The following is a 21,290-nucleotide window of genomic DNA, read 5'->3' on the forward strand; positions in this document are numbered from 1 at the left end:
AGGCCACCCGCGATCATCGCGGGTGGCCTTTCTCATGTGGCAGAAGAGCACCGTGCCGGCGCCCCGCGGTAGCGGGGACACCGGCACGGGTGTCTCAACAGGAAAGTGCTACTTCTTCCAGCCCGGCGTGACGCCGCACTTGGCCTTCTGGTTGATGCAGATCTTCACGAGCGCGCTGAGGGTGTCCTGCTTCCAGGCGTTCATGAAGTCACCGTGGATCGACGACGCCATGCCCGACGACAGGGCGAGGCCGTCGCCGCCGAGGGAGTCGTAGCCGAGCATCATCGAGATGTTCGGGACGGCGACCGGGTACTTGCCGGTGCAGGTGCCGTTGACGGCGGGACCCATGTGCGACTTGTGGTCGGGGGAGTCGATGTGCTTGCCGTCCCAGCAGTCCTGGAAGGTGAGCTGGTAGATCAGGTTGCCGCCCGGGGCGCAGACGGGCCAGTTGCCGTCGGCGCTGCGGCCGGTCTCGGCGCTGCCGGCGCACCAGAACTGGCCGGAGGCACCCTTGGGGGTCGCGACCTGACGCTTGGCGTCACCCTGGACCACACGCAGACCCGGCGGGAACGGCTTGACCTCGGACGGGTCCTTGAGGCGCGAGCCGTAGTAGGCGCGGAAGTTCTTCATCGCGACCGGCTTGCCGTTCTTCAGCAGCGTCGGCGCCCAGTAGGCGCTGTTGTCGCCGGGGGCGTCACAGGTCGTGGTGCTCTTGAGCAGGTCCTCGGTCGTGGTCTTCGCGGAGACCTTCGGGCCGAAGAAGGTGTGCAGGTGCGAGGCGCCGACCAGGCCGGGCAGGACGATCGGGTCGTCCGCGGCCTCGTTGGCCACCGTGCAGTTGGTGTGGAACTCGGGCACCCGGACGATGTTGGCGGGAACCGTCTCGAACGGGATCTTTTCGTACGCGTCCAGCGTCCGCTTCCAGGCGGCCTCGTCCACGGGCACCCAGCCGGCGGCCGGGGTGGTGGGGTTGGTCGTCGGGTTGCCGGTCGGGGTGGTGCTGGGCGTCGGCTTCGTCGGCGTGGGGGTCGGCTGCGGGTTGGTGCCGCCGCCGGTGCCGAAGACCTGGAACTCCCAGAGGGAGACGCCGTACTGGCTGGAGCGCTTGGTGGCGTACAGGCGGACGAAACGGCCGGTCGTGGACAGGTCGATCGTCTGGACGCCGCCCTTGTTCGTGGTGGTGTTGTACACCGTCTTCCACGGGCCGCTGCTGGAGGCGGCGGTCTGGATCTGGAAGGCCGTGGCGTAGGCGCGCTCCCAGTTGATGACGATCTTGTCGATGGCGGTGGACGCGCCGAGGTCGACGGCGAGCCACTGCGGGTCGCTGAACTTGCTGGACCAGCGGGTGCCGGTCTTCCCGTCGAAAGCGGCCGCGGGCGACAGGTCACCGCGCTCCGACGACGAGGCGATGGCGGTACGGCCCTGAGAGACGGGCGCTTCGGCTGCGATGGCCGGGGAGGTGACGCTCACCACGGAGGTGCCCAGGAGGCCGACGAGGGCACCGGCCAGCGCCAGGCTGCGGACCTGACGTGCACCGGACTGGCGTCCGGCTCGGATGCCGCGCGAGGCGGGTGTGCTCATGGTGGATGAAGTCCTTGTCCTGTTGAGGAGACGTGGAGGGGGCGCTCACTACGCGCCGCCACCTAGGAGACCCGCAGGTCGCAGGGGGATAACAAAAACCTGTGAGAAGTCGCGAAGTTTTTTCCGGACGGGGAACGACGCTCGGGTGAGAGTGGTCACCTTCGACGGCGACGAGACGTTGTGGGACTTCGAGGGGGCGATGCGGCGGGCCCTCGCCCTGGCGGCGGGACTCTTCGACCCGCCGGTCACGGCGGAGTGGCTGAGCCGGGTCCGCGACGACGTGGCGGCCCGGCCCGAGTTCGCCGGCGCGCCGATGGAGGACATCCGCCGGACGGCCTTCGCCGAGTGCGCCCGGCTGACCGGCGCGGCCGAGGGCTTCGCCGATCGGGTACACGCCGAATACATGCGCGCCCGGCACGCCGGCGTGGCGCTCTACCCCGACACGCTGCCATGCCTGCGGGAACTGCGGTCGCGAGGCCACCGCCTGGCGCTGATCACCAACGGGAACTCCCGCCCCGACCTGGTGGGAGTGGCGGACTTCCTGGCCTGTACGGTCGTCGCGGCGGAATGCGGGCATCGCAAGCCCGACCCGGAGATCTACCGCCACGCGGCGTCCCGGCTGGGCGTGCCGCCGGGGGAGTGCGTCCACGTGGGCGACCATCCGGTCGAAGACGTGGACGCGTCGGCGGAAGCGGGCATGCGCGCCGTCTGGCTCGACCGCGTGAGGAGCCCGGAGAGACCAAGGCGAGCCTGGCGAAGAATCGACAGCCTCGCGGAGCTTCCCGGCCTCCTGTGATCAATTCAAGACCGCAGAGCCGTCTCCGTTACGGCTCCGCCCGCCCCGACCCCGACCGCCGCGCCCGGACCCCTCCCGTAACCGGCGCCACTCACCCGCTCCCGCCCCACGCCGCAACGGCGAAGTGACTTTGCTCCAGAGGTGAAGATTTCTCCTCCGGAGGAGGAACTCCCCGGGGGAAACGAAGAGGTGGAATTCTTTCCCCCTCCGGACATACACCGACCGGCCGCATCCGGCTCAGGCCAGCAACCAGGCCCCGCCGTCGGCCGGCAGCAGGTCGTCGATCAGTGGCGTCGTCGCCAACACCAGCTCTTTGTGCTCCGGCAAAGGAACCGCGACGTCGCCGCAGTTCACCACGCAGATCACCGACCCCCGCCGGAAGAACAGCGTGTCCGGAGGCCCGGCCAGCCACTCGATCTCGTCGCCGGACATGATCCGCTTCCGCCACGCCAGCGCCGCCTTGTAGAAGGACAACGTCGAAGCCGGGTCGCCGGCCTGCCGCTCGGCGCTCAGCAGTGCCCAGCTCGACGGCTGGGGCAGCCACGGCTCGCCCGTGCCGAACCCGTAAGGACTGGCGGACCCCGACCACGGCAGCGGAACCCGGCACCCGTCGCGCCCCGGCAGTTCCCCGTTCGTCTGGAAGAAGGTGGGGTCCTGCCGCTTGTCCGGAGGAATTTCCTGTACCTCGGGGAGGCCGAGTTCTTCCCCCTGGTAGAGGTAAGCCGACCCGGGAAGGGCCAGCATGGCCAGGAGCGCGGCTTTCGCCCGGTCTATCCCACCCGACGGCGTCAGGGAGCCCTCCCCATACCGCGTCACGTGCCGGACCACGTCGTGGTTCGACAACACCCACGTCGGCGCCGCGATCTCGGTCAGGGTCTTGTCGATCACCGCGCGGAACGCGTCGGCCGACCACGGAGCCTTCAGCCAGGCGAAGTTGAAGCTCTGGTGGAGTTCGTCCGGACGTACATAGAGAGCGAGGTCCTCCGGAGTGTCGGTCCAGACCTCGCCGACGAAGGCACGCTCGCCGGGGTAGGTGTCGATGAGCGCCCGCCACTCCCGGTAGACCCCGTGGACCTCGGGCCGGCTCGACATGGGGCTGCCGGACACGAAGCCGGCGGTGGTGTCGGGCAGGTCTTCGGCCTTGTAGAGGCCGTTGGCGACGTCGATGCGGAAGCCGTCGACGCCCCGGTCGAGCCAGAAGCGCAGCACGTCGAGGAACTCCGCGTGGACCTCGGGGTTGCGCCAGTTGAAGTCGGGTTGCTCGGGGGCGAACAGGTGGAGGTAGTAGGAGCCGTCGGCGACGCGGGTCCAGGCCGGGCCGCCGAACACCGACTGCCAGTTGTTGGTCTCGGTGCGGAACAGGTAGCGGTCGCGCTTGACGCCGCGCAGCGCCTCCTGGAACCAGGGATGCTCGATCGAGCTGTGGTTCGGGACGATGTCGATCATGACCCGCAGGCCCAGTTCTTGGGCCTTCGCCACGAGGGCGTCGAAGTCGGCGAGGGTGCCGAACGTGGGGTCGACGTCGCGGTAGTCGGCCACGTCGTATCCGCCGTCGGCCATCGGCGAGGTGTAGAAGGGCGTCAGCCAGACGGCGTCGACGCCGAGGTCGGCGAGGTAGGGGAGCCGGCTGGTCACCCCGGGTAGATCGCCGACGCCGTCACCCGAGGCGTCGGCGAAGCTGCGGACGTAGATCTCGTAGACGACGGCGTCACGCCACCAGGGGGAGGTCATCTCATGCGTTTACCAGGCTGTGGGCGGCGTAAACCAGGTATTGCCACAGCTTGCTCTCCTGCTCGGCGGGGAGCTGGAGCTCGTTGACGGCGTCGCCCATGTGCTTCAGCCAGGCGTCGCGCTCGGCCTCGCCGATCACGAACGGGGCGTGGCGCATGCGCAGCCGGGGGTGGCCACGCTCCTGGCTGTAGGTGTTGGGGCCACCCCAGTACTGCTTGAGGAACATCCGCAGCCGGTCTTCGGCCCCCTCGAAGTCGTCTTCGGGGTAGAGGGGTTTGAGCACCGGGTCTTCACGGACGCCTTCGTAGAACCGCCTCACCAGCCGGTCGAAGGTCTCCTCGCCGCCGACGAGGTCGTAAAACGTCTGCTCGCTGCTCACCTTCTCAGGTTAAAACAGCTCCCGAGTGCCGGTGTCACGCGATCGTGGCGATGGCCAGGCCGCGCTCGTCGAAGGCCCTCTTGATGCGGGTACGCAGCTCCCGCGCCACCTCGTGCTGCTTGCCCGGGGCGGTCTTGGCGACGACGCGGAAGACGATGGCCGTGCCGGAGATCTGCTCCATGCCGAAGACCTGGGGCTCCTCGACGATGATGCTGTCGCGGTAGGCCTGGTCCTCCCACATCTCGGTCGTCACCTTCACGAGGATGTCGCGGGTCTGGGCCACGTCGGAGTCGTAGGCGACGGGGATGTCCACGAGGGCACGCGACCAGCCCTGCGACTCGTTGGCGACGCGGGTGATGGTGCCGTTGCGGACGTACCAGACCTTGCCGTCGGCGTCGCGGAGCCGCGTTATGCGCAGGCTGACCGCCTCGACGGTGCCCGTGGTGACGCCGACGTCGACCACGTCGCCGACGCCGTACTGGTCTTCCATCAGCATGAACATGCCGGCGATGAAGTCCTTGACCAGCTCCTGGGCGCCGAACCCTATGGCGACGCCCAGGATGCCGACGCTGGTCAGCAGGGGCGCCAGGTCGAGGCCGAGGCGGGAGATGATCATCAACAGGGCGGTGCCGAGGATCACTATCGAGGTGACGTGCCGCAGAACCGAGCCCAGGGTCTCCGACCGCTGGCGGCGGCGTTCGGCGAGGATCGCGTCGAGGCCCTCCTGCGGGCCGCCGAAGCGGGACCGCAGCCGCTCCGGCATGGACACGGAGGAGGCGCGGGTGGAGATGCGCTTGATCAGGCGGTGCACGATCGCCCGCAGGATGACGGCGACCACCAGGATCAGCACGATCGCGATGCCCGCGCTGAGCAGGCCCGCGACGATCTTCGCCCAGTCCGCGTTCCCTATCAGGCCGCTCACCAGATTGCAGATCCCGAAGTCGTCACTGCTGCACAGTGCGCTCGCCGCCGCCTTCGGGTCGGGCATGAAGCCGCTCGGGGTGGGAGTGGGAGACGGGGAAGGGCTCGGGGAGAGCAGGAACACGGAGTGGATCCCCCTCGGATCGGCTCGGTCGGTTCGGGCAGGCCTGCACCCATATTGCCGATCGAACCGGCTGTCGTCACATTCACGCCGGGGGACGTGAGCACCGTCTCACCGGGCCGCGGAGGGCGGCGGGACCGGTGCTCCTGTGGCGGTCAGCGGGGCGGAGACACGCACCCGGAAGCGTGTCTCGTGCCTTTCTCCGAGAGGGGGATCCCCCCCAATGCCACCCGCGCCGGCGGGCGGCAGATCAGGGAAATCGTGGTGTTCGGAGCCGGCGGGCCGGCCACAACGTCCCCTCGGGAACGTTCCGCACCGGGCCGCCCGCCGGCTCCGTGAGGCCGCGGCGGTGACGCCGGGCTCAGGGTGACTGCGCTTCACCCGGCCCGTCGCCGTTTCGATCTACTCGCCCACCGCGGCGAGCACACGGGCGACCTTCGTGGCGGCTCCGGCCGGATCATCGGCTCGATGCATCCGCTCCCCCCAGGACCACCAGTAGTCGGCCGACTTGCAGACGACGTTCTCGGTGAGACTCGTCGCCTTCGGGTTGATCACTCGCACGAAGGCCCGACCCGATTGGGTGGTTACGACCCGTGCGAGGAGTCCCCGCGAGTCGAGCTCCGAAGCGAGTCGCTCCAGGTGCCCGAAATCGTCCTCCCCCACCGTTCGTCCTCCTCCTCCCGCGATCCGAACCCTGCGTTCGTTGCCGGTTGGCCCAAGATGACTCACCGGGCCGGATGGGTCAACGAGGCCATAAGTGGGCGTTGGATGCGGTTACCACCAAGTGGGTTGAAGAATGTCGCCCGCCGGTGGACGATCCTCTATCAGCACGTTCTATTGCAGGTCCGGGCCACACCAAATCTGGTCCATTATTTCTCCTGGGCGTAGTGCAACCCCGAGGTTACGCTGTGTCAACGAAATGTGGACCGGTCGGGACATGTGGACGGCGCGTACGGCCGGCCACGGAGAGGGGCCGGTATGTCCGGCAGGCAGCACAAGGAAACGGAGACCGCCCGGCGGGTGCGGGCCAGGGGCCTGGCCGCGGGGCGGAGTCTGGCGAGCATCGCTGAGGAGATCTTCGAAGCGTGCTCGGTTCAGTTCGGTACGTCCCGGATCAAATGCCACCGCCTCTCGCACGGCATAGCACTCGCCGACGTCATCGAACAGGTACGCGCTCTCTTCGAGCGAGACGGCAAGAACCCTCCGGGGATCGGGGAGACCCTCCTGTCGGCGTACGAGTCCGGGCTCAAACGGCCCGGGCCCGAATACCTCCACTACCTGTGCACCGTCTACCGGGTTGAACCGGTCGCCCTCGGATACGAGGGCCCGTGCATCTGTGGCCACGGCCACCGCATGCCGGGCGTCGTACGCGGCGGCGACCCACAAGAGGCAAGACCCGACGTTTCCCCGATCCCGCGCGAGCTGCTGCTCCAACCGGACAGCGGTGACACCGCGCAGGGCGGGGGCGAGGAGGACGAGAACGTGCTACGGAGGACGCTGCTGAAGCTCCTCGCCGGTGGAGCCGGAGGATCGGCCATCGGGCTCGACGCCCCGGTCCTGGCTGCCACGGAGAACATCCGGCGCAAGCTGGACGAGGTCATGGTGTCGGCCACGGTTTCCCCGGCGATGCTCGACCAGTGGGAAGAGGCCACCATCGGCTTCGGCCGGCAGTACATGAACACCCCGCCCTTACGCTTACTCTGCGACGTGCTCTTAGAGCTGTCCGCGGTACGCAAGGCGCTGGAGCGACGCCAGCCAGTCGACCTCCAGGAGCGCCTGTGCCGTCAGGCGGCCCAGTTATCCGGCCTGACCGGCATGATCCTGATCGACCTGGGCGACCACCGTCTCGCCCGGACCTACTTCCGCACCGGCCGCACCGCCGCCGACGAGACCGGCGACCGCGCGCTGCGGGCGTGGGTGACCGCCCGCGAATCCCTGGTGCCGCTCTACTACGGCGACCCGCGTGAGGCCCTGACCCTCGCGAAGAAGAGCCGCGACCTGGCGGGGCAGACCCCGTGCGCGGCCAAGACGATGGCCCCCGTCGTGGAGGCCCGCGCGCTGGCGATGCTCGCCGGGGCGACCGGCCAGAAGAAGGACGTCGTCGAACAGGCCAAGCGGGCCTTGTCGCGGGCGCGGGCGGCCTTCGCCCAGATGGTGCCCTCGGAGCAGGAGGACGCCGCGTTCGGCTACACCGAGCGGCAGCTCTACTTCTACCAGGGCGACGTCCTGGTGAAGCTGGGCGAGACGCTGGAGGCCGACGTGGTCCTGGAACAGGCCCTCGGCCAATATGCCGGCGAGCCGCTCGACCAGACCCTCATCCGCATCGACCTGGCCATGTGCCGGCTGCTCGAAGGAGATCCCGAAGAGGCGGTCAAGCAGGGCCTCGACGCCCTTCACCGCATCGAGTACATTCACCGGACGGAATTGGTCATGGGCCGTGTCAACGACCTCATCAAGGCGATCGTCACCAAGAACGGCGAGGGCGTGCCCGGCCTTGATGCCCTGAAGGCGGAGGCGCTGCTCCGCGCGCCGATAGAGTTCACGCCGATGGGCAACGCGTGACGGCCCCTTTGCGGGTGCGCCGCTACCGCTGGTCGGATCTCGACGAGGTGTGGGCGATGCACCAGGCCGGTCTGGCACAGGTCGGGCTGACCCCCGGCGACGGCATCTACTACGACGACGACTTCCCCCGCATCCAGGAGGTCTACCTCGACGATAGAGGGGAGTTCCTGGTCGGCGAGGTGCCCGGTGGGCGGCTGGCCGCCATGGGCGCGCTGCGGCGAGTCGACGACGAGACGGCCGAGATGTGCCGCCTGCGCGTCCACCCCGATTTCCAGCGGCGCGGCTACGGCGCGCTGATTCTGGAGACCCTGGAGGAACGGGCCCGCGAGCTCGGCTACTCCGTGCTGTGCGCCGACACCACGCTGCAGCAGAGCGCCGCGGTCGCGCTCTACCGGAAGTACGGCTGGCGCGAACTGCGCAGGGAGGAAAGAGGAGTTTCGGTTGTTCTTTATGTCGAGAAAGTCCTGACTTCTGCCCGTTCTTCGCTATTTCCCCCGAAATAGTCGGTCTCCGCTATTGGCGAGACGCACATTCGTACTAATAATTGTGCGTTGTTGCCCAAAGTGGGGAACCCTTTAGCGGGGAAAGAGGCACGATGAAGAAGATCATTGTCCGTAAGCCCGGCACGGTGAAACTCACCGGCACCGCGAGCGTCATCCACAAGGGGTGAGGCCGGGGCCTCGGCGGATCTGGGTTCGGGGAGATCTCTCTCGTGACCGTATGGCGGCGCTCCGCACTCTCGGGGCGCCACCGCTCTTCATGGCCGCCGTCAATGCGCATCGGCGGCTGCGCGGGCCCTACACGTTCGGTGGAGCTCTGCTCCGCGTACTCGTGACCGAGGCCTTGGAGCGTTCCCCCGGCCTAGCCGACCGATTCGACATCGAGATCGACGCCGTCCTCCCGGGATCGCGGGAGCGTGCTCCCGGGAGGCGGCGGCCGATCGACGCCACCCTGCCCGAAGACGAGCGCATCCTGGTCCCGGCGCCGCGCCGCACGCTGCGCCTGGCCAACGGAATCGCCGAGCTGGCCCTCGCGGTCATGCCCGAGGGCGTCTCGCTGGTGGCCGACAACGTCCACGAAGCCGACCCGACCGACCTGGAGCTGCTCGAGGTGCTGTCCCGGCGGTTGCCCGGCGTCACCGTGATCACGTTCGACAGCTCGTCGGCGCCCGGCGACGTGATCGCCTCCGACGGGACCACCGACGACCCCGCCGCCTGGGCCGCCTACGAGGCCCTCGATCCGCAGGAGCGCACGAGCCGCCACGACCGCCGCGCCGCGGAGCTCGGACCGGCGGAGATGCTCGGCGCGCTGCCCTGGCACCTGGAGCGGGGGAGCGACCCGGCCGCTGCGGTGGAGGCGCTGTGGGCCGCCGTCGACCGCTGCGTCGGCGAGGGTTTCCTGCACGCCGTCGTGGAGCTCGGGCGCCGGGGCCTGGCGCTCTCCGAACCGGGTTCGCCCGGCTGGTGGCGCTTCGCCCAGCGCACCGCGACCGCCCTCGGCGGCCTCGGCCGCCGTTCAGAGGCCCTTGAGGTGTACGACCAGGCGCGCCGCACCAGCGTCGACCCCGCCGTGCACGCCGCCTCGGCCTACGGCACCGCCATGCTGGACGCCCGCCACCCCGACCCCGCCCAGCGCGACCTGGGCCGGGCCACCGCCTGGATCAACCAGGCCATCGCGATCTCCACGATCCTGCCCGACCCTCACGAACGCGCCTTCAAACTGGGCTTCGACCAGAACGGCAAGGCGCTCGTCGAACTGCGCCAGGGCCGCCTCGACGCCGCCCTCGACCTGGTCGAATCGGCCCTCACCCTGGCCGAGGAACTGCCCGTGGGGGCCCACCCTCTGCACCGGATGGTCCTGCACGCCAACCGCGCCCAGCTGCTGGCCACGATGGGGAACCCGAAGGAGGCCCTGCACGACCTCGACCGGGCCATCGCCTACGACCCCGCCGTGCCCGACCACTACCTCGACCGCGGCAATCTGAGGCTGCGCCTGGGCCAGACCGACGCCGCCCTGGCCGACTACGAGACGGCGATCGAGGTCAGCCCGCCCCTCCCGGAGGCCTTCTACAACCGGGGCGAAGTCCGCCTCGGCCAGGGCGACCTCACGGGCGCGAAGGCCGACTTCGACCACGTCCTGGAACTGGACCCCGGCTTCCTGAACGCCTACGTCAACCGCGCCGGCATCCTGGAGATGCTCGACGACCACGAGGCCGCCCGCGCCGACGTGAGGGCCGGCCTGGCCCTCGACCCGCGCAACCCCCACTTGCACGCCGTGCTCGGCCAGCTCGAAACCGCCCAGGGCGACCACCGGGCCGCGATGGCCGCCTTCGACGTGGCCCTCGAAGGCGCCCCCGGCCTGGCCTCGATCTGGGCCAACCGCGGCATCCTCCGGTACGAGACCGGCGACCCGGCCGGCGCGATGGCCGACCTCACGAGAGCCCTGGAACTCGACGAGGACGCCGCCGTCTACTTCAACCGCGCCGTCGCCCACCGCGCCCTGGGCCAGGAGGAGGCGGCCTTGGACGACCTCAGAAGGGCCCACGACCTCGACCCGGCCGACCCCGACATCCGGCACGCCCTTGACGCATGATCCGTGACTACGTCCTGTTCTGGACGGGTTCGACGATCTCGTTCCTCGGCACCAGGGCGACCGCGATCGCCTACCCGCTGCTGGCCCTGGCCGTGCTGCACTCCCCGGTCGCGGCCGGCCTGATCGCCTCGGTCGGCATGATCCCCTACCTGGTGCTCTACCTGCCGGGAGGGGTGTACGTCGACCGCCGCGACGCCCGCACGCTGATGATCGCCGCCGAGACGGCCCGGCTGGCGACCGCATCGGCCATGGTCGCGGTGGTGCTCACCGGGAACCCCGGCTTCGCGCTGTTCGCCCTGGTCGCGTTCGCCGACGGGACGGCCGCGGTGATCTACTCGCTGGCCGAGGTCAACCTGCTGCGCGGCATCGTCGACCAGCCCAGGATCGCCGGCGCCCTGGCCGGGAACGAGGCCAGAACCAGCGTCGCCGGCCTGCTGGGCCGCCCGGTCGGCGGCCTCCTGTTCGGCCTGGGCCACGCCGTGCCGTTCGCGGCGGGGGCGGTCACGTCACTGGTGTCGATCGGCACCCTGGCATCGCTACGGCCCGTGCCCCCCGGCCCGCGTACGGACAAGGCCCTGCTGACGGAGGTGGCCGAAGGCCTGCGGTGGCTCCGGCGCGACCGGTTCCTGCGCGCCACCACCACGTTGTCGGGCCTGGAGAACGTGGTCGCGCACGCCCTCTTCATCGTCTACCTGGCCGTCATGCAGGACCGCGGCGTCACGGCGGCGGCCACCACCGTGGCTTTCGCGGCGACCGGCGCGGGCAGCCTGGCGGGCGCCGCCTGCGCCCAGTGGTTCTTCCGCCGGTACGGCTACCGCCTGTTCTCCCTCAGCCTGTGGGTGTGGGCGCTGGCGATGATCCCGCTGGTCTTCTGGCTCACCCCGGCGACCTTCGCGATCAGCTCGTTCACGATGACCTTCGCCGGGATCGTCGGCAACGTCGCCTACGGCACCTACATGTTCACCGAGGTGCCCCCGGGCATGCTGGCCCGCGTGAAGTCGGTCGACATGCTCCTGGAGACCGCCGGTGTCGCCCTCGGCCCCCTGGCGGGCGGCCTGCTCATCGCCTCGCTGACCCCGAAGGCGGCCGTCGCGGTCCTCCTCGCCGGCACGCTGCTGATCGCCGCGGCCTCGCTTCCGACGCTCAGACCAGGCGGTCGATGACGTCTCTAAGGTTCGGCGGTTCCACCCGCTCGGGCAGCGTGTCGAGCGAGTCGGGCGTGTGCCAGGCGTGCCCCCGGTAGGTGCCGGTCTCCTCTGCGGTGAAATCGGCACTCCCGACCTGCGGCGTGCCCGTGAACCGGGCCAGGAAGAACGGCTCGGTCTTCACGTAGTGCACGCCCAGCCAGTGGAAGTCGCGTTCCACCTGCACCCAGACGTCCTCGACCGCCTCGCCGGGCAGGCCGGTCTCCTCGGTCAGCTCGCGCCGGGCCGCCGCCAGCGCCGACTCGCCCGGGTCGATGCCGCCACCGGGCGGTTCCCAGAAGACCTCGTCGCTGACGTGGTCGTGCCAGCGGAGCAGCAGCACCCGCCCGTCGCCGTCGAGGCAGATGACGCGTGCGGCCGGTCTGGTCTCAGCCACAGTGCCGTCCCCCATTCGCCAGTGCCGGTCCGGGTATCATTCTCCGTCCGAGTCACCCCGTCGACTGAAGGTTTGCGGAATATGACCGCCGAATACGTGCTGACGCTTTCGTGCCCCGACCGCCCCGGAGTGGTCGCCGCCGTCTCGGGGCTGCTGGCCCGCCACGGCTGCAACATCACCGAAAGCCAGCAGTTCGGGGACCCCGTCTCCGAACGGTTCTTCATGCGCGTGCAGTTCACCGCCGCGACCGCCGCCGACGTGCTGCGCGGGGACTTCGCCGCCCTCGCCCCCGACTTCGGCATGGAACTCCAGCTCTTCGACCGGGCGGTGCTGCCGAGGGTGCTGGTGCTGGTCTCCAAGTTCGACCACTGCCTCAACGACCTGCTCTACCGGGTCAGGTCGAAGTCGCTCGGCATCGAGATCGTCGCGGTCGCCTCCAACCACCCCGACCTGCGCCCCCTCACCCAGTCACACGGCATCGACTACCACCACCTGCCGGTCACCCCGGCCACCAAGGAGCGCCAGGAGCAGGAGATCCTGACCCTGGTCGACCACTACCGCGCCGACCTGGTGGTGCTGGCCCGCTACATGCAGGTGCTCTCGGCCGACCTGTGCGGCAAGTTGTCGGGCCGGGTGATCAACATCCACCACTCGTTCCTGCCGTCGTTCAAGGGCTCGCGCCCCTACCACCAGGCCCACGCCCGCGGCGTGAAACTGATCGGCGCCACCGCCCACTACGTGACCGCCGACCTCGACGAGGGCCCGATCATCGAGCAGGAGGTCGCCCGGGTGAACCACACCCACTCCCCGGAAGACCTGGTGGCGATCGGCAGGGACCTCGAATGCCAGGCCCTCGCCCGAGCCGTCAAGTGGCACGCCGACCACCGCATCCTCCTCGACGGCCACAAGACGGTCATCTTCCCCCGCTAGGGGGTCGGGATCGCTCTGCGGCCCCGGTCGTGGCGTCGGAGCCCTGCCGTTGCGGGGCGTGGCGGAAACGGGCGTCGGCGCCGGGTGCGGCCCTTGCCGGAGACGGCGGGCGGGGTGAGGGCAGGCGGAGCCGTAACGGAAAAGGATCTTGAGTCCGTGAGGGGAAGGGCCCGGATCCTTCCCCTCTGCGGGACCCGGCGATCAGGCCCTGAGCCCCAGGTGGGTCGCGAAGAAGGCGAGCTGGTCGGCGGCGAGTTCCACGCTCTTGCTGACCGCACGCGCCCCGTGCCCCGCCTCGGCCTCGTTCCGGAGCAGGATCGGCCGGTCGCCGCTCGTGGCGTGCTGGAGGGCCGCGGCGGTCTTCCAGGCGTGCAGCGGGTGGACGCGGGTGTCGCTGGCGAAGACCGTGAACAGGGTCGCCGGGTAGTCGACGCCCTCCTTCACGTGGTGGTAGGGCGAGTAGGCCCAGAGCCAGCCGAACTCCTCGGGGTCGTCGGCCGAACCGTATTCGACGTTCCAGGTCGCGCCCAGGCCGAACTTCTCATAGCGGATCATGTCGAGCAGGGGGGCCGAGCACACCACGGCGGCGAACAGGTCGGGACGGCGGGTCAGCGCCGCGCCCACCAGCAGGCCGCCGTTGGAGCCGCCGGAGATGCCGAGCATCTGGGGCGTGGTGACACCCTGGGCGATCAAAAACTCGGCGGCGGCCTCGAAGTCGCGGAAGGTGTTCTGCTTGTTGGCCAGCATGCCGTCGCGATGCCACTCCTCGCCCTGCTCGCCACCGCCCCTGAGCTGGGCGATCGCGTAGACGCCGCCCGCCTCGACCCAGCTCAGCACCGACGCCGAGTAGCCGGGCGTCATCGAGATGCCGAACCCGCCGTAGCCGTTGAGGATGGTCGGGCGCGGCCCGTCGCGGTCGACGGGGGAGATCACCAGCAGGTGCACCTCGGTGCCGTCGGCCGACGGGTAGACCAGGTGCTCGGTCTGCACCGGCGGCACGTCGACCGTGCCCGGGGAGGCCGCCCACAGGGTGGTCTCGCCGGTGCGGGCGTCGAACCGCTGGATCGTGGGCGGGGTGGTGTTGTCGGTGTAGCCGAACCAGGCCTCGTGGCCGCCCTCAGGACGTTCGGAGATGCCGCCGATCGTGCCGATGCCGGGCGTGGGCACCGAGCCGATGCGCTCGCCGGTCTCCAGGCGGTGGATGGTGATCTCGGAGATCGCGTGGCGGGTCCAGCCCGCCAGCATGACCGGCTCGTCGAGGTCGTCGAGGATGGCGTAGTCGCTCAGCACCGCCTCGGGGTCTTCGGGCAGCAGGTCGCGCCACGACTCGTAGCCGGGCTGGTCGGGCGTGGTCACGCACACCCGGGCCCGGGGCGCGTCGCGGTCGGTGAAGACGTAGAGCCGCCCGTCGCGCCCGAAGTGGAGCCCGGTCTGGGCGTCGACCCCTTCCTGGACGGTCACCAGCTCCGGCGCCGCGATGTCGCCCGCGCGCAGGTCGGCCAGCCACAGGTCGTTGCGCGGCGCGGTGCCCCGGGAGGCGGAGATGGTCAGCCACGACCCGTCGCGCGAGACGGAGACCCCGTAGTAGTTGGTCTTCTCGAGCCCCTCGCCGAAGATCAGGACGTCGTCGTCGGGCGAGGCGCCCACGGTGTGCAGGTAGACCCGCCGGTGGTACTGCTCCTCGTCTTGGGGCACCAGCTCGGGGGCGAGCCGGCGGACGTAGTAGAACCGCTCCCCGCCGGGCAACCAGGCCACGGGGGAGTAGCGGCAGCGGTCGATCGGGCCCTCGACGATCTCGCCGGAGTCGACGTCCATGACGTAGAGCTTCGACTCCTCGTCGCCACCCACCGAGATCTGGTAGGCGAGCAGGCGGCCCTCCTTGTCGGGCTGCCAGGTGTCGAGGGTGGTGAGGCCGCTCGGGTCGAGCGCCATCGGGTCGAGCAGGGCGCGCTCGGCGCCGTCGGCGCCGACGACGTAGAGGACCGCGTGTTCCTGCTCGGGGGTGCGCCGCATGAAGAAGCGCCGCGCGCCCCGCCAGGCCGGGACCCCGATCGAACCCGACTTCAGCAGCTCGGCCACCCGGCCGCGGAACCGGTCACGGCCGGTCAGCTCGGCCTCGCCGAACAGCTTGGCCTGCGCCGCGAGCCAGTCGGCGACCTCGGCGGAAGCCGGCTCCTCCAGCCACCGATAGGGGTCGGGCACGGTGGTGCCGTGGAGCACGTCGGCCACGTCGGCACGCCTTGCGGCGGGGTAGGAAGGTCGCGTCATGCCTGGCACTCTAAGGCAGCTCACCGACAGCCCGACACCGTGGGCCGACACGCTTGGCAGGGGGAGTAAAAAGATGATCGCCGGGGCATAAAGAGCATCAGGCGTACCAGTTGCCCAGGTTATGGGGTGGCGGACTTGTCTTCGCAAAGGACACACTTTGGTTGAGGACGGTGCCGTGGTGACCATCCGCTGGGCCGTCCGGCGGAGGTCCGTGTGAAAGAACGACCCGAGTCCCAACAGACGGGGCCACAACTTCGGCGCACAGCCATGGCCGGGGAGGTCGGCTGATGCGCCAGGTTCTACTCCTCAACGCAACCTACGAGCCACTGACCACTCTCTCGATGCACCGGGCGATCGTGCTCGTGCTCCGCGAGAAGGCCGACATCATCCATCGCGACGGCCGCGGCGGTGTGCTCCGCTCCGCGACCCGGACCCTCGACATCCCGTCGGTGATCCGGCTTCGCCGCTATGTCCGCATTCCCTACCGGTCGAGGATCCCGCTCACGCGGGCGGCGCTGATGCGCCGCGACGACTTCCGCTGCGCCTACTGCGGCCAGCGGGCCGAGACGATCGACCACGTCATCCCCCGCTCCAAGGGCGGCCCGCACACGTGGGAGAACTGCGTGGCGTCCTGCATGCCCTGCAACCATCGCAAGGCCGACAAACTCCTGGAGGAGATCGGCTGGCAGCTCCGGGTGCTCCCGGTGGTCCCGCGCGGACCCCACTGGAGGCTGATCGGCGCCCAGCTCGACGGGGACCCGCAATGGGCCCCCTACCTCGAGGAGTCGGCGGCCTAGGATCCGGTGCATGACCTGGGTTCTGAGCGACGATGTCACCGGTTTCCCCGGTGACGCCGAAGACTGGCTGCTCCGCGACCCCGTGCGCAACACGGTCCCGCTGACCGTGCTGCGGGGGTTGCGGAGCGGCGTCTTCTACGACGACAACCTCTGCGGCTGGTTCGTCGAAGACGATCAGGTCGCCGGGGCGATGCTGCACACCCCGCCCTACCCGCTCCTCCTGGGCGCGGTGCCGGTGCGCACCCTAGGGGTGCTGGCCCGCGAGTTGATCGCGATCGATCATGCGATCCCCGGCATCTCCGCCCCGCTGGAGGTGGCCGAGGCCTTCGCCCAAGTCTGGTGGCGCCCCGAGACCTCCCGCCGCAGCGAGCGCCTCTACCGTCTGACCACCCTGGCCCCACACACAACCCCCGGCTCCTCCCGTACGGCCACCGCCGCCGACCGCGACCATCTCGTCTCCTGGTTCCGCGCCTTCCAGAACGAGGCCCACGTCGACCGCGACGCCGACCCGACCCCGTTGGTCTCGGCCCGGACCAACCGGGAGGAACTCGTCTACTGGGACGACGGGGGATCCCCCGTCTCCCTGGCCGCCTTCTCCCAGCCGATCGCCGGCATGTCGCGCATCGGCCCGGTCTACACGCCGCCGGAGCTGCGGGGGAGGGGCTACGGCACGGCGGTCACCCACGCGGCCACTGCCGCCGCCCAGTCGGCCGGGGCGACCGAGGTGCTGCTCTTCACGGACCTGTCGAACCCGACCTCGAACTCGATCTACCAGAAACTCGGCTACGTCCCGGTAGGCGACTACGCCTCGGTGTTCTTCACCTGAGCCGCACATCCGGGCGACGTACCGGGGGCCGTACACCCGGGCCACACATTGGGCCGTGTGCTTGGGCCGCTGGCCTGGGCGCGTCACTTGGGCGACTCGCTTGGGTCGCTCGCTTGGGACACGAATCGGGCCCGCGAACCGGCCCCGGGAACTGGTAGCGCGAACGGGGGCCGCGCAGCCGCCCGCTACTGGGCCCGTTCACCTGGGTCGCGACTTGGGCCGTGCGCTTGGGCAGCTCCCCTGGGTCGCCCATCGAGCCGTGCGCTGGGGCCGCTTGGCTGGGCAGCTCGTTTGGGCAGCTTGTTTGGGCCGCGTACCGAACGGCTTGCCGGGGTGGCTCGCTTGGCTGTTCGCTGACGATCTGACTGACCATGGGCGCGATCGTCGAGATGACGCTGGAGGGCCTTCGGGCGTGAGTCGGCGGCGCGGGGACCGTACCCTGGTCGCATGCCGCGTTATGACTACCGCTGCCGCGCCTGCGGTTCGACCTTCGAGCTCAACCGCCCCATGGCCGAAGCCAACGCCCCCGCCTCCTGCCCCGGCGGCCACGACGACACGGTGAAACTCCTCTCCACGGTCGCGGTGACCGGCACCGCCTCAGGCTCCGCCCCTCGCCCGTCAGGTGGCGGTGGCGGCTGCTGCGGCGGGGGTTGCTGCGGCTGACCCGGGGCCCCGCCGCGAGGGGGGTCCACTCTCAGCGGCGGATCGCCGAAATCACGCGGGGGGACGGCTCGTGTCCTGAGGGTTCGCCGCGAGGACGTGCACCCCGCTGTGATCGCGGGCCAGTTCGTGACTTGGGCTGCGACCCCTGACCGGCGGATCGCCGTGATCACGAGGTGGGCCAGTTCGTGATCCGGGCCGCGAGAACCGTCCGTCACCGGCGGATGGCCGAGATCACGAGCCCGGCCAGTTCCTCCGTCGTCCTGACGCCCGTCTCCTTGTCGGGGTTGCGTTCGGTCAACACCGCGATGAGCAGGTCAGACGCCTCCGACGACAACCGGCCCACGCTGTTGACCACCCACCTGCCGCCGTGGTCGTCGACCGGCATCCAGCCGTTCTTGATCGCCACCTGCTCCCCGCCCCGGGCCGCCGCGCTGACCCCCCAGGCCTGGGAGGGTTCGACCGAGGTCATCAGTGTGTGGGCGTAGGCCCGGTGGCCGGCCGTCACCGGCCCGGTGGGTGAGGTCAGCAGGTCGAGGACTTTGAGCTGGTCAGCGGGGCAGCTCCGGGTGGTGCCCCACGCGGGTGCGGGCCAGGTCTGGTCGACGCCCAGGTCGCGCAGCAGGCGGGTGAGGCCCGTGCTGCCGCCCAGCTCCACCGCCAGCTCCTGGGCCGCCGCGTTGTCGCTGCGGCGCATCATCGCCTCGGCGCGCACCCGCTCGGCCGGGGTCAGCTCGCGCCGCCCCGACTGGGCGTTCAGGAGGGTGCCCAGCAGGATGCCCAGCTTGGCGACGCTGGCCAGCGGGAACGTGCCCGGGTCGGGCTCCACCGTGAACCGGGTTCCGGCCAGGCGGTCGTGGACGGCCACCGCCCCGCGCCCCGGGCGGGTGCGCAGGTAGGCGGCCACCTCACGCGTCAGCGTCAGCCGGTCGGCGGGGCAGAAGGCCCTCTCAGGCGTCATGGGCACCTCGCGGGCGCATGCCGCCGGTAGGGACCTCAGGTTCATGATCACAGAGTCGGCCGAGGGCCCTGACCGGCGGTTTCACGACACGCGGGTTATGCCGCAGTCTTACTCCGGCGCTGGAACGGCAGGAAACGTTCGGGTAAGTGGGGACGCGCCGGGATGTCGGTGGACTCGACCGAGATGATCCGGTCAAAGCGGAACGCGCGGATGCCGCGGCGCATGCGGCACCAGCCCGCCAGATACCAGTGTTCGCGGTGGACCAGGCAGGTCACCGGCTCCACGTCGCGGACGCTGAGGTTGCCGGCGGCGTCGAGGTAGTGGATGCGGACGACGAGCCGGGAGGTGATGGCCTGGGCGACCGCGCGGGCGCGGCGGGCGACGTCGGGGGACAGGGGAGTCGTCAGGGTGGACAGGGTCGTCGCGATCACATCGTCATCGAGTTCGCGGAGCTCGATGTGGTCGAGCGCGTGGCGCAGACCCCGGCGCGCGGTCACGGACTGCGGACCGGCGCCGAGGTGGGCGAGCGAGAGCGCGAGCGCGGCGAGCTCGGCGGTCGTCAGGGACCCGTTGTGCCGAATGACAGTGGCCATACCTTGATTTTAGATAAGCCCACTGACATTTTCTCGAACTAGTTCGCGAGCTGAGACAGGTCTCGTGAGGCTCCGGTGCTCGCCGAGGTGGTCAGCGCGGCGTAGGCCTGGAGGGCGGCGGTGACCGGGCGCTCGCGGTCGCGCGGGCGGTAGCGGCCGAGCTCGGCCAGCAGCTTCTCGCGGCGGGCGGCCAGGTCGGCGTCGGACACCTTGAGCTCGATCGAGCGGCCGGGGATGTCGATCTCGATCGTGTCGCCGTCTTCGACCAGGGCGATCGCGCCGCCCTCGGCCGCCTCGGGGGAGGCGTGGCCGATCGACAGGCCCGAGGTGCCGCCGGAGAAGCGGCCGTCGGTGACCAGCGCGCAGGCCTTGCCCAGACCGCGTCCCTTGAGGAAGGACGTGGGGTAGAGCATCTCCTGCATGCCGGGGCCGCCCTTGGGGCCCTCGTAGCGGATGACGACGACGTCGCCCTCCTTGACCTTGCCGCCGAGGATGCCGTCGACGGCGTCCTCCTGCGATTCGAACACCACGGCCGGGCCGGAGAACTTCCAGATCGACTCGTCGACGCCCGCCGTCTTCACGACGCAGCCGTCGACGGCGATGTTGCCGTAGAGGACGGCCAGGCCGCCGTCTTTGGTGTAGGCGTGCTCGACGTCGCGGATGCAGCCCTCGGCGCGGTCGAGGTCGAGGGTTTCCCAGCGGTTGTCCTGGGAGTAGGGCTTGACCGTGCGCACGTTGCCCGGCGCGGCGTGCCAGAGATCGACCGGGTTCGAGAGCACGTCCCACTTGTCGAGCAGGTCGCCGAGCGTGCCGCCGTTGACGGTGACGGTGTCGCGGTGGAGCAGGCCGCCGCGGTCGAGCTCGGCCAGGATCGCGGGGATGCCGCCGGCCCGGTGGACGTCTTCGATGTGGTACTTGTTCGTCGCCGGGGCGACCTTGCACAGGCACGGCACCCGCAGCGAGATCTCGTTGATCTCCTTCAGGCCGAAGTCGACCCCGGCCTCGCGGGCCGCCGCCAGGATGTGGAGGATCGTGTTGGTCGACCCGCCCATGGCGACGTCGAGGGCCATGGCGTTCTCGAAGGCGTCCTTGGTGGCGATGGCGCGGGGCAGGACCGAGAGGTCGTCGTCCTCGTAGTAGCGGCGGGCGATCTCGACGACCTGCTTGCCGGCGTCCTTGTAGAGCTGCTCGCGGGCCTTGTGGGTGGCCAGGATCGTGCCGTTGCCGGGCAGGCCCAGGCCGATCGCCTCGACGAGGCAGTTCATCGAGTTGGCGGTGAACATGCCGCTGCAGGAGCCGCAGGTCGGGCAGGCGTCCTCTTCCATCGCCAGCAGGTCTTCGTCGGAGACGCTGTCGTCGGCCGCCGCGATCATGGGGTCGATCAGGTCGAGCTTGCGGCCCTTGCCGGCGATCTGGGTCTTGCCGGCCTCCATCGGGCCGCCCGACACGAAGACGGTCGGGATGTTCAGCCGCATGGCCGCCAGCAGCATGCCCGGCGTGATCTTGTCGCAGTTGGAGACGCAGATCAGCGCGTCGGCGCAGTGGGCGTTGACCATGTATTCGACCGCGTCGGCGATCAGTTCGCGCGAGGGCAGCGAGTAGAGCATGCCGCCGTGGCCCATCGCGATGCCGTCGTCGACGGCGATGGTGTTGAACTCCCGGGGGATCGCGCCCGCCTCGCGGATCGCGCCCGCCACGACGTCGCCGACCTCGCGGAGGTGGACGTGGCCCGGCACGAACTGGGTGAAGCTGTTGGCCACCGCGACGATGGGCTTGCCGAAGTCGCTTCCGGCTACCCCGGTCGCCCGGAGCAGGGCCCGGGCACCGGCCATGTTCCTGCCGTGGGTGACCGTACGAGACCTGAGGGCGGGCATGGCCAGACTCCGATCAGAAGACGTTCGACGTCCATACATGGTAAGTCCGCCGCCCGAGCGCTGAGACACGGGTCCCAGAACGTGAAACGGCCCGTGCCGCACCCGGCACGGGCCTGA

19 protein-coding genes are annotated in these 21,290 nt (G+C 70.1%); 9 read left to right on the top strand and 10 right to left on the bottom strand.

The features are described 5' to 3' along the window. Positions 1-108: 108 nt before the first annotated feature. On the bottom strand, positions 109-1,581 hold the full coding sequence (locus GT755_RS25530) for a DUF1996 domain-containing protein (protein WP_202610470.1): 1,473 nt from the start codon (positions 1,579-1,581) through the stop codon (positions 109-111). 145 nt (positions 1,582-1,726) lie between these two features. Between GT755_RS25530 and GT755_RS25535 the strand changes: the two genes are divergently transcribed. Continuing rightward, a complete protein-coding gene (locus GT755_RS25535; protein WP_161482141.1) occupies positions 1,727-2,377 on the top strand; it encodes an HAD family hydrolase in 651 nt (216 codons plus the stop codon). Positions 2,378-2,614: 237 nt separating this feature from the next. On the opposite strand, the gene GT755_RS25540 is transcribed toward GT755_RS25535, so the two are convergent. The 4 genes from GT755_RS25540 to GT755_RS25555 form a co-directional block, all read right to left on the bottom strand. After that, complete coding sequence (locus GT755_RS25540) at positions 2,615-4,108, bottom strand: glycoside hydrolase family 13 protein (protein WP_161482142.1); 1,494 nt, start codon at positions 4,106-4,108, stop codon at positions 2,615-2,617. A gap of 1 nt (position 4,109) precedes the next feature. Continuing rightward, positions 4,110-4,487: a globin gene (locus GT755_RS25545; protein WP_062354566.1), complete on the bottom strand. Its 378-nt coding sequence runs from the start codon at positions 4,485-4,487 to the stop codon at positions 4,110-4,112. Between the two features lie 34 nt (positions 4,488-4,521). Further along, complete coding sequence (locus GT755_RS25550; protein WP_328794493.1) at positions 4,522-5,532, bottom strand: mechanosensitive ion channel family protein; 1,011 nt, start codon at positions 5,530-5,532, stop codon at positions 4,522-4,524. A gap of 399 nt (positions 5,533-5,931) precedes the next feature. After that, on the bottom strand, positions 5,932-6,090 hold the full coding sequence (locus GT755_RS25555) for a hypothetical protein (RefSeq protein ID WP_232327638.1): 159 nt from the start codon (positions 6,088-6,090) through the stop codon (positions 5,932-5,934). A 417-nt stretch (positions 6,091-6,507) separates the two neighbouring features. Here GT755_RS25555 and GT755_RS25560 point away from each other — a divergent pair, with 417 nt between their 5' ends. The 4 genes from GT755_RS25560 to GT755_RS25575 all read left to right on the top strand — a co-directional run bounded on the left by GT755_RS25560 (position 6,508) and on the right by GT755_RS25575 (position 11,846). Then, a complete protein-coding gene (locus GT755_RS25560; protein ID WP_161482143.1) occupies positions 6,508-8,091 on the top strand; it encodes a tetratricopeptide repeat protein in 1,584 nt (527 codons plus the stop codon). Next, complete coding sequence (locus GT755_RS25565) at positions 8,088-8,594, top strand: GNAT family N-acetyltransferase (protein WP_285588730.1); 507 nt, start codon at positions 8,088-8,090, stop codon at positions 8,592-8,594. Before GT755_RS25560 ends, GT755_RS25565 begins: the two co-directional genes overlap by 4 nt. A gap of 217 nt (positions 8,595-8,811) precedes the next feature. Then, positions 8,812-10,683 carry a tetratricopeptide repeat protein gene (locus GT755_RS25570; protein WP_161482144.1) on the top strand — a complete coding sequence of 624 codons (1,872 nt, stop codon included), beginning with the start codon at positions 8,812-8,814 and terminating at the stop codon, positions 10,681-10,683. Further along, positions 10,680-11,846, top strand: a complete 1,167-nt coding sequence (locus GT755_RS25575; RefSeq protein ID WP_161482145.1) for an MFS transporter — start codon at positions 10,680-10,682, stop codon at positions 11,844-11,846. Before GT755_RS25570 ends, GT755_RS25575 begins: the two co-directional genes overlap by 4 nt. Here the strand turns inward: GT755_RS25575 and GT755_RS25580 are convergent. Then, a complete protein-coding gene (locus tag GT755_RS25580; protein ID WP_161482146.1) occupies positions 11,827-12,264 on the bottom strand; it encodes an NUDIX hydrolase in 438 nt (145 codons plus the stop codon). The two genes, GT755_RS25575 and GT755_RS25580, sit on opposite strands and share 20 nt — an antisense overlap. Positions 12,265-12,345: 81 nt before the next feature. Here GT755_RS25580 and purU point away from each other — a divergent pair, with 81 nt between their 5' ends. Then, a complete protein-coding gene (purU, locus tag GT755_RS25585) occupies positions 12,346-13,194 on the top strand; it encodes a formyltetrahydrofolate deformylase (protein ID WP_161482147.1) in 849 nt (282 codons plus the stop codon). Positions 13,195-13,395: 201 nt separating this feature from the next. Here the strand turns inward: purU and GT755_RS25590 are convergent, their stop codons facing one another. Beyond that, positions 13,396-15,462, bottom strand: a complete 2,067-nt coding sequence (locus GT755_RS25590) for a prolyl oligopeptidase family serine peptidase (RefSeq protein ID WP_161482148.1) — start codon at positions 15,460-15,462, stop codon at positions 13,396-13,398. 287 nt (positions 15,463-15,749) lie between these two features. On the opposite strand from GT755_RS25590, the gene GT755_RS25595 reads away from it, so the two are divergent. The 3 genes from GT755_RS25595 (at position 15,750) to GT755_RS25605 (ending at position 17,748) form a co-directional block, all read left to right on the top strand. Beyond that, positions 15,750-16,259: an HNH endonuclease gene (locus GT755_RS25595; protein ID WP_062342319.1), complete on the top strand. Its 510-nt coding sequence runs from the start codon at positions 15,750-15,752 to the stop codon at positions 16,257-16,259. A 10-nt stretch (positions 16,260-16,269) separates the two neighbouring features. Beyond that, positions 16,270-17,085, top strand: a complete 816-nt coding sequence (locus tag GT755_RS25600; protein WP_161482149.1) for a GNAT family N-acetyltransferase — start codon at positions 16,270-16,272, stop codon at positions 17,083-17,085. A gap of 447 nt (positions 17,086-17,532) precedes the next feature. After that, on the top strand, positions 17,533-17,748 hold the full coding sequence (locus GT755_RS25605; protein WP_161482150.1) for an FmdB family zinc ribbon protein: 216 nt from the start codon (positions 17,533-17,535) through the stop codon (positions 17,746-17,748). Positions 17,749-17,959: 211 nt separating this feature from the next. Here the strand turns inward: GT755_RS25605 and GT755_RS25610 are convergent, their stop codons facing one another. From GT755_RS25610 to ilvD, 3 genes are all read right to left on the bottom strand, one after another. After that, positions 17,960-18,706: a serine hydrolase gene (locus GT755_RS25610; RefSeq protein ID WP_161482151.1), complete on the bottom strand. Its 747-nt coding sequence runs from the start codon at positions 18,704-18,706 to the stop codon at positions 17,960-17,962. Between the two features lie 95 nt (positions 18,707-18,801). Then, on the bottom strand, positions 18,802-19,299 hold the full coding sequence (locus tag GT755_RS25615) for a helix-turn-helix transcriptional regulator (protein ID WP_161482152.1): 498 nt from the start codon (positions 19,297-19,299) through the stop codon (positions 18,802-18,804). A gap of 38 nt (positions 19,300-19,337) precedes the next feature. Then, positions 19,338-21,173 (bottom strand): dihydroxy-acid dehydratase, encoded by a 1,836-nt coding sequence (gene ilvD, locus GT755_RS25620; protein WP_161482153.1) that lies wholly within the window; start codon positions 21,171-21,173, stop codon positions 19,338-19,340. Positions 21,174-21,290 lie beyond the last annotated feature (117 nt).

It is taken from the genome of Herbidospora solisilvae, assembly GCF_009901565.1.
GTDB classification, from domain to species: Bacteria; Actinomycetota; Actinomycetes; order Streptosporangiales; family Streptosporangiaceae; genus Herbidospora; species Herbidospora solisilvae.

Coding starts and splice junctions, on each gene's coding strand:
- GT755_RS25605 (WP_161482150.1), top strand. CDS start 17,533: ATGCCGCGTTATGACTACCGCTGCCGCGCCTGCGGTTCGACCTTCGAG.
- GT755_RS25560 (WP_161482143.1), top strand. CDS start 6,508: ATGTCCGGCAGGCAGCACAAGGAAACGGAGACCGCCCGGCGGGTGCGG.
- ilvD (WP_161482153.1), bottom strand. CDS start 21,173: ATGCCCGCCCTCAGGTCTCGTACGGTCACCCACGGCAGGAACATGGCC.
- GT755_RS25615 (WP_161482152.1), bottom strand. CDS start 19,299: ATGGCCACTGTCATTCGGCACAACGGGTCCCTGACGACCGCCGAGCTC.
- GT755_RS25590 (WP_161482148.1), bottom strand. CDS start 15,462: ATGACGCGACCTTCCTACCCCGCCGCAAGGCGTGCCGACGTGGCCGAC.
- GT755_RS25570 (WP_161482144.1), top strand. CDS start 8,812: ATGGCGGCGCTCCGCACTCTCGGGGCGCCACCGCTCTTCATGGCCGCC.
- GT755_RS25610 (WP_161482151.1), bottom strand. CDS start 18,706: ATGACGCCTGAGAGGGCCTTCTGCCCCGCCGACCGGCTGACGCTGACG.
- purU (WP_161482147.1), top strand. CDS start 12,346: ATGACCGCCGAATACGTGCTGACGCTTTCGTGCCCCGACCGCCCCGGA.
- GT755_RS25530 (WP_202610470.1), bottom strand. CDS start 1,581: ATGAGCACACCCGCCTCGCGCGGCATCCGAGCCGGACGCCAGTCCGGT.
- GT755_RS25575 (WP_161482145.1), top strand. CDS start 10,680: ATGATCCGTGACTACGTCCTGTTCTGGACGGGTTCGACGATCTCGTTC.
- GT755_RS25595 (WP_062342319.1), top strand. CDS start 15,750: ATGCGCCAGGTTCTACTCCTCAACGCAACCTACGAGCCACTGACCACT.
- GT755_RS25540 (WP_161482142.1), bottom strand. CDS start 4,108: ATGACCTCCCCCTGGTGGCGTGACGCCGTCGTCTACGAGATCTACGTC.
- GT755_RS25600 (WP_161482149.1), top strand. CDS start 16,270: ATGACCTGGGTTCTGAGCGACGATGTCACCGGTTTCCCCGGTGACGCC.